This is a genomic window from Aliterella sp. E5.1, from assembly GCF_057473825.1.
The window spans coordinates 1-9,960 of sequence record NZ_JBYCCV010000121.1 but is presented as its reverse complement, the minus strand read 5'-3'; the positions used below and the strand labels follow the sequence as shown (position 1 = coordinate 9,960).

Genomic DNA, 9,960 nt, shown 5'->3' with positions numbered 1-9,960 from the left:
GCGTACTAGCGTTTGCAATCTCTCTTTCTGTTCCAGATTTAGAAATCCTTTGGCAGGCATTGTCCCCTCCACCCTTTGCCAATTCAAGTTTCTATTTTATATCTTTTAAAGGTATATTGGCTTAACTACGGATTTAGAACTTGGATTGAATATGGACTTAAGCAAGCCAAAGATGCTCTTGGTTGGGCGGACTTTCGCATGACCCACTATGAGCAGATAGAGAAATGGTGGGAGATGGTGATGAGTGCCTTCCTGATGGTCAGTCTATTTGCTGAGGCATTTAATGATTCATGTCCTTTAGCTCATCAACACTTTGTTCAACATCCCTGGTGGAACAATCAGAACGGCTGGAAACCTCTGCTCAATAATTTGCGTTTAATTATCCAACCATTAATTTGTTTCAACTGGCTTAAGCGATGGTTAGATGTGTTTCCTATCACTTCATTGCAGTTTGGCTTTGAGCGACTCATCAGTAAGATGAATCGGTTTGTGTGTCCCGTCGTGCATCAGCTCAACTTCCAATTTGAATTTTCTTCTGCCTAAAGTGATAAAAGAGGGATAGTACCAACTACAACGTTCTCATCTTACGGCATGATGAAGATTGGCAAAGTAGATTAACAGTTTTAGCACGTCTTTGACCTAGTTTGATTTACGGCAAAAGAATGACAAGAACGTTGGTTATGATCGGTAACGCCAGAGTATCTCAGGCTGCAAATTGGATGCTTAAGCTAGTTATCCCCTACTTGCAGTTCTCGCCATTCGTAGGAGTTTTCCTAATGCTCTAATATTTCCTCTGCTTGCCTTGCTAGAATTGGTTAAACCGATTGACATAAGCTATAAAGAGTATATTGTTTCAATCAAGTTGTTTTTACGGTGCAAGACTCCCAATCCTCTAACCCTACAGTTGCCAAACTACTAGAAGTTGATGCTGACCTAGCAGCACAAGAAGTTGAATTAACGTCCCAACTCCAGTCAATTCAAGAAAAACGCCATAGTCTCAAAACCGTTATCAACCTATTTGGTTCTAATGCCACTGCTTATCCACCGATAGCAACACCAGTTGTTGAAGAACAAATAGAATCGATTGTTCAAGAAGCGGCAACTCCAGAACTAAAAGAGGCAAAAATAGCTCCGCCAGACGAGGCTAGAGAAGCGCCATCCCCTCAAAAGCAACAAACTAAGAAAAACACCTCCCCCGCTAGTAGCAAGCAAAATAAGAAATCCCCACTCACAAAAGCGGTAGTGAAGGAAGCAGATAATTGGCAACAGTATTTGCGAGAGGAGTTCGCCGATGCCAGTTTATCTGTTGCTGTAGCTGAAGTTATGCAACAACAGCCAAAACAGGTGTTAGAGATTACAGCAATACTCGATACTATTTTTGTTGATGAAATTTCCAAAGAAGTAAGAAGTATAGCGCGAGAACGGATTTCTAATGTTCTCTCTGTTGGTGCAAAGAAAGGCAAATGGTATCGAGGGCAAGCAGGTAAGTATAGTATGTCGAAAGCCGCCGTTGAGGACAACTCAGGAGTATAGGAGTAGGTAAAAAATCATGGATCGCAACAATTAGGTAATTGCGATCCATAATATCTAAGCAATTAGTTAATCGTTAGTAACAGGTTGAACTTTCAGTTCTGATCCATTTATATTACCTACCAACTCTTGATTGTGGAACTGCTCCATGAGCAATAAAAGCCTCATTTAAACTTGATTTTAAACGAGGCTTTCCTGGAAATGTTACCGATCTTATGATTCCTCGTCGTCCGTATTTTCTCTATCTTCTAGAGTCATATCTAATGTTAAACCTGCAAAATCCTCGAAAAGTTGCTTGAGAGAATCAACCTTAGTCATTCTATCTTCCAAACCATCTTCATCCCAAATATATTCCTCGTCTACCAGAGAGAATTCATAACCGACTAGATCGCCCACGTACAGCGAGAAGCAGTAGGTTTCTTCCTCAGAGTTAGTTAAGTAAGTTGAAAACGATGCACATCCTATAGTAGCAATTGTTCCTTCCTCATCAGGAACAAAGTAATTGCGTTCCAAGAAGGTTTCTAAAGCAAACATTTGAGGTGCGTCCATGTATAGTTCCCTTGCAGAAGTGACTGATTAATTATTAGTATTCCCAAAGCTTACTAACAACTGATACCAATCGTGCAAATTGCCTTTAATTATTCAATTGCCAGCATTAATCCCAGTGCTGAGTAAGAGATATTTATAGTCAAGTCATCAATGTCTGCTTGTAACTCTGCTTTGGACAACCTTATTCAAACTGGCTATTAACAACACTGCTACCAAGCCGATTGCTACTAGAGGCGCTATCAGGGCTAATACTGACAAGGTAAATGCACCGATTGATTCAATAGTAGCAACCACCGCATTCCCTAGCCCGATAGTCAAAGCTGTAGAAGACAAGCGAGTAATTCCGGTTACAGCTTGAACTATTCCGGCTGTCCCCCCACCAGCAATCGCTGCCATAGTCCATTGCAGCAAAGGGTCGCTGTCGGGAAATAAAGCAGCAGCGACAAAAGTGCCAACAGCAAGTGCTGTGGGCGTAGCAAGGGTGTCTAGTAAGTTATCTAGCACTGGAACGTAATAAGCAACAATTTCTACAACGGTGGCAATCGCCAATGCCCACAATGCTTGGTAAGTACCGACCCACTCAAACCCTGATGTAATTGGTAGATGTCCAAAAATTACAGCTAGGCTGATAACCAACGGCGGGACAAAAATGCGGAAGCCACAGGCGGCACTTAAAGTCAGACCAACAATGATGCTTTCCCAAGTATTCATAGATATAGCGACTGCATCTAATGCAGTGATAGTCAGGGGTTCTCCCTTATGTTCACCTTAAATAATTTATTGCTTGAACATGACTAAAACATCTAGCAATAGAGAGGCAAAATTATGGCTATAATTAGCAACTACAAGCACCCTATAAAAATAAACCCGACTTCTTGCACGTACTTAAACTTATCCATACATATACATACATAAAAACTTTGACTGTATTTAGCGAATTATGGCAAGCAAATCTTGATTTAGCACAAGCTTGTTTAAAACATCCTTTTGTTCAAGGTATTGCTGACGGTACACTTGAGCGGAAAAAATTTGCCTACTATGTGGGACAAGATGCCTTTTTTCTAGAAGCATTTGCCCGTGCATACAGCGTAGTAGCTGCTAAGTCACCCGACTGGGAAGGATTTGGAATTTTCCACAACCTAGCGGCGGGTGTGCTAGCAGAACTTCGTCTCCATGAAGATTTTGCTGCGACTTGGGAAGTTAATTTGCGTACTGTTCAACCCCAACCAGCAACAAGGCGTTATACCGACTTCTTGCTGGCTACTGCATGGAGTAGTAGTGATGTAGGTTTAACAACAGTTGCTATGTTACCGTGTATGCGTCTTTATGCGTTCTTGGGGCAACAACTAGCATCTTCTGGAGTTCCAGACCACGATTATGGCAACTGGATATACACTTACTCTGCTCCAGAATTTGAACAATTAGCTCAACAATTAGAAACCTTGGCAGAACGTTACACTAGCGCGACTCCCCAAGTACATTCTATTTATCGCTATGCCATGTTATGTGAACGAGACTTTTTTGAGGCGGCGTGGATGGTAGAGTGAAAATCACATCGCCGACTTTAACTTTCTTCACCGGAAGTCCCGCACTATAACTGTACTCAGTTTAGTGTCGGGATGGATAGGTGGGCGATGACCTACAGGGAATCGGCAAATCTATATTTATTGATTCTACCACGAACAAGATTTGTGATATAATCAAGATATGAGAAATGTTGTCAAGGTACGAATTTATCCAACTGTTGCCCAAAAAAAAGCTTTATCGCAAGCTTTTGGTTGCGCTAGATGGTGGTGGAATCGTGCATTGAATCTGAACAACGAGACTTACAAAGCAAGAGGGAAAGGATTGTCTAGACAGGGCTATAATGACCTATTGCCTGCGCTTAAAGCTGAGTTTCCTTAGCTCACCGATTGTTACTCGCAAGTGTTGCAGCCTGTCAGCCTAAACTTGTCTAGAGCTTTCATCAACTTTTTTGAAGGTAGAGCAAAATACCCTAACTTCAAAAGTAAACACGGCAAGCAGTCTATTCAATATCCCCAATCGGTCAAGCTATTGGATGGGGCTATTAAGCTGCCTAAAATAGGATCGGTGGAAGCAAAGCTACACCGCACTTTTGAAGGGGCGTTGAAAACCGTTACAGTCAGCATGACTAAAGCAGGCAAGTATTATGAACCTATCCCACTAAGGTCAAAAAGGTAATAATTTAATTTTCAGATCGATTAAGTTATGCGGAATATGGCGGGAAGATTTGAGGGATTGAGCGATCTAGAATGGAAGTTGTTTGAGGATGTGATCAGCGAGGAAGGAGAACAGCGGGAACGGGGAGTGCCCCATGTGCCTTTTCGTCCTGTACTGAACACCTTAATGTATATATTGATTACGGGCTGCCGTTGGTGTGATGTGCCGAATGGAGAAATTTGGACATCAAAAAGTTCAGCCCACAGGTGGCTAAAACGTTGGCAAACTGATGGAACGTTAAAACTATTGCAAGCACGAATATTAGGAATCGCCTCCGAAAGAGGATTGATCAAGTGGAGTTATGGGGCGGTAGACGGCTCTTTTTTCCCCTGGAAAAGGAGGAGGTGAGGACGTTGCTTATGGTTATAAGGGCAAAGGAATTTTACTCCATACTCTCACTGATGGTAACGGGATGCCGTTGTCCAATACTACTAGACCAGCTAATGGTAGTGAACGCCAGCAAGTAATGCCGCTAATTGACCGCAACCTCGTCAAAACTAATCAACCTGGTAGACCCCGAAAACGAGTCAAAGTGCTGGCGGCAGACAAAGGATACGATTCTAAGGATTTGAGAAAGGCAATAGTAAACGTAATATTAGACCTCAGTTGCCACAACGAGTCAGGAAAATAAAAAGAAATCTGGGCAGACCCGTAAAAATGTCCGTCCCTCGTTTTCAAATCGAGCGTTGTTTCGCATGGTTTCAACGGAAATACCGTAGGCTCGTTGTTCGATGGGAGAGAATTTCTGCCTGTTTCAATGCTTTTGTTTCTCTAGCAACAATTCACATTTGGATTAACAGAATCTTGTTAGTGGGATAGATTTTAACTATTTAGAGTAAGTATCCTACCAGTAAAGCAGCAACTTTTGGCACGCAACCATTGTTTTCTTGATTCCCGAACTATCTAATTAATCTGTTAAGATTATTTACTTATCCTTGTTCTGGTGTTGTTTCATCATTCGCCAATTGATGGAAAAGCCAATTGCCTAACTGTATTTGAATATCCTTAGCTTCTCTTTCCAATTTATTATTTTTGTAACTTTGACTCGCCCTTTTGAACTCTTTAAAATAAGCATATCCAAACTGAGCCATCCCTCCAATCCGTTCGCATTGCCCTGAATGTACGAGTTCGTGAGCTAATAGAACCAGTTGAACAGGATCGCTAGGTTTGTATGAGTCTTCGATGTAAATGCGTTGACAATAAGTTTGAGCAATAGCATCAACTTGACCGATATCAATCTTGAAATCAGCGTACAACCAACTATCCATAAGTCTAGCATTGTAGACGATCGCTACTTGATCGACCAAATCTCCAAAATAAATTCGCAAATATTGTTTTTGAATATCGTCCAATGTGCGGCTGCTACCGTTATTTTTCTTCATCCATTGAGCCGCCGCCGGATATGCTATTGTACCTGCTTGACCCCATGTTTCTTCAACTAATACTTTTGTGTAATTTTGAAAGTGTGGCTTCCTAGTGATATCTGCCCAATGATAGTGTTGAATTGGAAATCCTTCAAACTTTGAATTTCCAAAGATCGATATAATTAATATCAATAAAAGGTTGATGAAACCAAATTTAATAAGCCTCTTTCTTTTCATAGTATTGACTGACACTGTTTAAATTCAACTTGTATTTTCTGTTAAAATAGTAGAGTTAGCATAAAGTTAATGGAGCAATAAATGCTAATATTAATGTGTCAACGTTAAGTAGGATTATAAAATATTTTTTTCGCTGATATCCTCGCACTTGCATATTAACGGGGCAATTCGAGCAATTAATAAAGTTAATTCAGATAAAATATTTGTGCTTTTGAGCATAGCTCCTAATAGTGCAAAACCTGTGGAGAACTATAAGTATTAAGAATGATTAGTAGTGCAGCAAAGTATGCGAAAGCTCAATACTAATAAAACGTGGATTGAGCCAATAGCACGGTTTGGCTATGCAAGTAAGGGAGTGGTTTACTTAATTGTCGGCTTGCTAGCAATGCCTGTAGCGTTTGGCATTGGTAATACATCGGTTGGTACGAGCGATGCTCTGCAAATAATTGTGACGCAGCTATTTGGAAAATTTTTGCTAACTGTAGTGGCTGTAGGTCTTGCTAGTTATGCAGTTTGGCGTTTTATTCAAGCGTTTATAGATCCCGAACATCAAGGCGGAAATGTCAAAAGAGTTGTTCCACGCCTTGGCTACGCGATTAGCGGCATGAGTTATGCAAGTTTAGCCGTTACTGCCATACAGATTATTGCTGGTGCAGGAGGCGAGCGCAGTAGTTGGAGACAAGACTGGACGGCACGCTTGCTGGCGCAGCCATTTGGTCAAGTGCTACTGGCAATAGCGGGAGCGCTCGTGATGGGTGTGGGTGTTTCCTTTGCTTATGTAGCCTTTACTGCTAAATTCCGCCAACGGCTGCGATTAGTTGAAATGAGTGATATCCATGTAAAGTGGGCGACAGGCATTGCCAGATTTGGTGTTACTGCTCGTGGTGTTGCTTTTGGTGTTATTGGTCTTCTCTTGATTCAATCCGCCGTTCAGTCCGATCCAGACGAAGTTCAAGGGCTGGGTGGTACGCTGCAAACGCTAGCAGAAGAGCCGTTTGGTCAAGGGCTTTTGGTTGCGATTGCACTCGGTTTTGTCGCTTATGCTATTCACTTGCTGATCCTGGCACGGTATCGACGGATTCGGATTTGATAAGCTGGCGATCGCCAGATTTGCCTACTAGCTCATTTGACAATCTCAATCGAGCCAGCGATCGCCGCAACTTTACCTTCATATTCTGCTATCAGTCTAGGTAGTCGCTTAATATCCAAGTCTGCTGCAACCAACTTGCGAATTGAACCCGTCACTCGGACAGTTTGACCTGCATTAATAGCGCTAGCATTACCAACAACTAATAACTCCTTACCACCAATGAACTCTTTGTCATCAAGGGTAAATAAATTTGGCGCAATAACGTTTTCCACTTTGCCGCTAATAGTGACTTGCTTGCCGATAAACGGGGCTGGTTCCTCGGCAACTTCACCAGGTTCTGGTGTGAGAGTAAGTGCTGTAACCACAAGTACAGGCTTGTTTGTGAATTTGGCTGCCAACTCCTGAGCCAAATTCAAACCAAACTCACGCTCAATTTCCGACTTCAAGAACTGGCGAACAGTTCCTGTCACTTGGATATTGCTATCGTCAACTATGGGAGAACCACTGAGATTTAGAACCAATAACTCTGGATCGTTAAAGAACTGCTCGCCTTCAATGATAAATGCTTTTGGGCTAATGACTTCTTCAACTTCTCCGTTTACAGTTACGGTTTTACCTATAAGGTTGGCGTTAGCTTGATTGTTAATTTGACTAATTGTTGTGCCAGGGTTGGAACTATCTGAGTTAACCATAGTGCAGGCAGGAAGAGCCACTACGAGTAATACGGCAATTGCTCTATAAGTCCATACTTGAGTAAATTTGCGATCGCAGGTGGGCTTATGACTAAGAATGCAATTGCAACTAAGTCTATTCATCGTTACACAAAACTTTTCCTTCAAAAAAAGCCATTGCTTTTTTGAATTTGTCATAGTTAGACGCTTCTTAAATAGCAAAGGTTGGATTGGTAGATTTGAAACCAATATTTTTTGGTGATTATTGATACTTCTTCTGCACTTATCGCCTTTATGAGGCTTAATTTACTTCTATCTTTGGGATGAAAAATTTAATTTAAAGTTAAATAAGATACATCGTTATAAACTTTTTGAATCGATAACTGTAGTTATGAAGAAACCGCGTCCTAGTAATATCATCATTAATATTTTTGTAGCAATTGCAGTCTTGTTTGGTTGCTTCGTGATCGCAGCAATAATCAATCACGCTTCTCAGCAATTCCCACAAAATTAAGTAGAAATTAAAGAACCTTCTAACTGAGAACTATTGAGTGAATGAACAAGGCGTTTACGGAGAGGCTAACCTCTATCATTAGTCATAAAATTACAATAATTAAGAATATATCTCCTTCAACTTTAGATCCAAGCATATTACTGATAATCGTTGGAGAGTTAATATGTCTGACTTAGCGACGGAAAGATATTAGAGATTTCGCACCTTACAGAAAAAGAAAACTTATTTATAAAACTGCTGGTCTTTTCACCAGTTTTCCACTATCTACATATATTTTAAATTCAAGGCTAGTAAGCCATTGATTTTTAGAAATTCCTGAAGCAGCAATATCTGTTTTCTGGGAATAAAAATCAATGGACACGATTACTGAAAACATTTTCATGGGGGATGTCAGTAAAAGCAAGTGACGAAATTTATCGCCACTTTATTCAAATTAATGAAATTTACACGCTTGCGAAGGAGAAGTTTGATGAAAAGTTTAATTTATGCCACAGTCTTTACTCTGGGATCTGCAACAACAGTTGTACCAACTATCGCTCAGGCTCAGTCAGTTAATTATGATGCTAGCGCTCCCCGCATTGTCAGCACTGACATAGACCGTAACGACCAAAATCACTCAATTACTCTGTACACCGGAGCTAGACCTTTATCTTACGTCACAATTACAGCACCAAAAGGTGTGAGTATTGATGAAGGTACTAAAGTCACAACAGCAGCAGGTCGGCAAGTTGAGGCATATCTTTTCAGGAGTTTACAGCAAGACGATCAATTTGTACTTGCCTTTGCCCAACCAGTTCCGGCTAGAACAAATCTAAAAGTTACATTACAAGAAGTCGCGCCTGTTGTTCCAGGAGCCGATCCTTTCTTTAACTACGAACTAGCTGGAAAACACCTTGGTCTACAGCGACTCATTCCCTATGGATTAGCTCGATTTCAAGCTAATACCGCCCGTTAACTTGTCGTAGAGATTGGGTCGTTTGATACAATGAGTCATTGCAGAGACGCGAAATTTCGCGTCTCTAACTAAAATGCAAATTGCTGACAGCCAAAGGTTAGAAATTAGGGAGGCTGGAAATGTTGCCGCAAACAAGAAATAAAGCGATCGCTAAACGTAGGTTTGCCAATAAAATAATTCATTGGCTAGTTCTCCTCATCCTGTTTTTCTCCTTGTCTGGGCTACCGACTTGGGCGCGAAACATCCCCGCCGATATCCAAGTTATCGACGACCGCCAACCCCAGCAGCCAATTAACGAACCAGAGCAATCTGTAGCTGCGGCTCCTAGTGCGCCTGGATTAAACGATCCACAAGAATTTGAAGCATTTGTAGACGACTTCTTTCAAGAGGAAATATCCAAGTCTCATATTCCTGGTGGGGTCATTTCTGTAGTAAAAGATGGCAAGCTCTTTTTTGCTAAAGGTTATGGCTATGCCAACTTAGAAAAGAAAATACCAGTTGAAGCAGATAAAACTCTGTTTCGCGTTGCCTCCCTCTCCAAATTATTTACAGCTACAGCAGCAATATAGTCTTATAGAACCCATTTGACATCTTTCCCTGGAAGGAAGTAACGTTAAGGCAAAAACATAATGCAGATGCCATGCCGTACCAGAGCAGCCTCACCGACGAAGAGTGGAAAATAATAGAACCTTTACTACCTAAGATCCTACCGCCGAAGAAGCAAACAAGACCTTCTAACTGGAGCAAGCGCGAAATCTTGGATGGCATCTTTTATCAACTGAAAAATGGTTGTAACTGGCAAGACTTGC

The 9,960-nt window shown here is 41.3% G+C and carries 13 protein-coding genes and 2 pseudogenes; 10 read left to right on the top strand and 5 right to left on the bottom strand.

All coding sequences use genetic code 11. From position 1 onward, the window contains the following. Positions 1-126: 126 nt before the first annotated feature. Both AC2VE5_RS22045 and AC2VE5_RS22040 read left to right on the top strand, forming a co-directional pair. Positions 127-543: pseudogene (locus AC2VE5_RS22045) on the top strand (IS701 family transposase); the annotation flags it as partial. Between the two features lie 330 nt (positions 544-873). Beyond that, positions 874-1,533 (top strand): hypothetical protein, encoded by a 660-nt coding sequence (locus tag AC2VE5_RS22040; protein ID WP_486889828.1) that lies wholly within the window; start codon positions 874-876, stop codon positions 1,531-1,533. A gap of 210 nt (positions 1,534-1,743) precedes the next feature. Here the strand turns inward: AC2VE5_RS22040 and AC2VE5_RS22035 are convergent, their stop codons facing one another. Beyond that, complete coding sequence (locus AC2VE5_RS22035; RefSeq protein ID WP_486889827.1) at positions 1,744-2,079, bottom strand: hypothetical protein; 336 nt, start codon at positions 2,077-2,079, stop codon at positions 1,744-1,746. 147 nt (positions 2,080-2,226) lie between these two features. Then, the gene (locus AC2VE5_RS22030; RefSeq protein ID WP_486889826.1) at positions 2,227-2,790 is read right to left on the bottom strand and encodes a DUF4126 domain-containing protein; all 564 of its coding nucleotides are present in this window, start codon (positions 2,788-2,790) and stop codon (positions 2,227-2,229) included. Between the two features lie 209 nt (positions 2,791-2,999). Here AC2VE5_RS22030 and AC2VE5_RS22025 point away from each other — a divergent pair, with 209 nt between their 5' ends. From AC2VE5_RS22025 to AC2VE5_RS22010, 4 genes and pseudogenes are all read left to right on the top strand, one after another. Continuing rightward, positions 3,000-3,626: a TenA family protein gene (locus AC2VE5_RS22025; protein WP_486889825.1), complete on the top strand. Its 627-nt coding sequence runs from the start codon at positions 3,000-3,002 to the stop codon at positions 3,624-3,626. A gap of 160 nt (positions 3,627-3,786) precedes the next feature. Continuing rightward, a pseudogene (locus AC2VE5_RS22020) lies at positions 3,787-4,251 on the top strand (RNA-guided endonuclease InsQ/TnpB family protein); the annotation flags it as partial. A 57-nt stretch (positions 4,252-4,308) separates the two neighbouring features. Next, entirely contained in the window at positions 4,309-4,668 is a 360-nt protein-coding gene (locus AC2VE5_RS22015) for a transposase (protein WP_486889824.1), read from the top strand. Between the two features lie 64 nt (positions 4,669-4,732). Beyond that, positions 4,733-4,951 (top strand): hypothetical protein, encoded by a 219-nt coding sequence (locus tag AC2VE5_RS22010; protein WP_486889823.1) that lies wholly within the window; start codon positions 4,733-4,735, stop codon positions 4,949-4,951. 298 nt (positions 4,952-5,249) lie between these two features. Here the strand turns inward: AC2VE5_RS22010 and AC2VE5_RS22005 are convergent, their stop codons facing one another. Beyond that, complete coding sequence (locus AC2VE5_RS22005) at positions 5,250-5,876, bottom strand: eCIS core domain-containing protein (RefSeq protein WP_486889822.1); 627 nt, start codon at positions 5,874-5,876, stop codon at positions 5,250-5,252. 331 nt (positions 5,877-6,207) lie between these two features. On the opposite strand from AC2VE5_RS22005, the gene AC2VE5_RS22000 reads away from it, so the two are divergent. Beyond that, on the top strand, positions 6,208-7,011 hold the full coding sequence (locus AC2VE5_RS22000) for a DUF1206 domain-containing protein (RefSeq protein ID WP_486889821.1): 804 nt from the start codon (positions 6,208-6,210) through the stop codon (positions 7,009-7,011). 32 nt (positions 7,012-7,043) lie between these two features. Here the strand turns inward: AC2VE5_RS22000 and AC2VE5_RS21995 are convergent, their stop codons facing one another. Continuing rightward, entirely contained in the window at positions 7,044-7,880 is an 837-nt protein-coding gene (locus AC2VE5_RS21995) for a hypothetical protein (RefSeq protein WP_486889820.1), read from the bottom strand. A gap of 542 nt (positions 7,881-8,422) precedes the next feature. After that, on the bottom strand, positions 8,423-8,557 hold the full coding sequence (locus AC2VE5_RS21990; protein ID WP_486889819.1) for a hypothetical protein: 135 nt from the start codon (positions 8,555-8,557) through the stop codon (positions 8,423-8,425). Positions 8,558-8,665: 108 nt separating this feature from the next. On the opposite strand from AC2VE5_RS21990, the gene AC2VE5_RS21985 reads away from it, so the two are divergent. The 3 genes from AC2VE5_RS21985 to AC2VE5_RS21975 all read left to right on the top strand — a co-directional run. Then, the gene (locus tag AC2VE5_RS21985) at positions 8,666-9,151 is read left to right on the top strand and encodes a hypothetical protein (protein WP_486889818.1); all 486 of its coding nucleotides are present in this window, start codon (positions 8,666-8,668) and stop codon (positions 9,149-9,151) included. Positions 9,152-9,270: 119 nt separating this feature from the next. After that, complete coding sequence (locus tag AC2VE5_RS21980; protein WP_486889817.1) at positions 9,271-9,720, top strand: serine hydrolase domain-containing protein; 450 nt, start codon at positions 9,271-9,273, stop codon at positions 9,718-9,720. A 71-nt stretch (positions 9,721-9,791) separates the two neighbouring features. Further along, a partial coding sequence (locus AC2VE5_RS21975) for a transposase (protein WP_486887409.1) occupies positions 9,792-9,960 on the top strand: 169 nt, incomplete at its 3' end.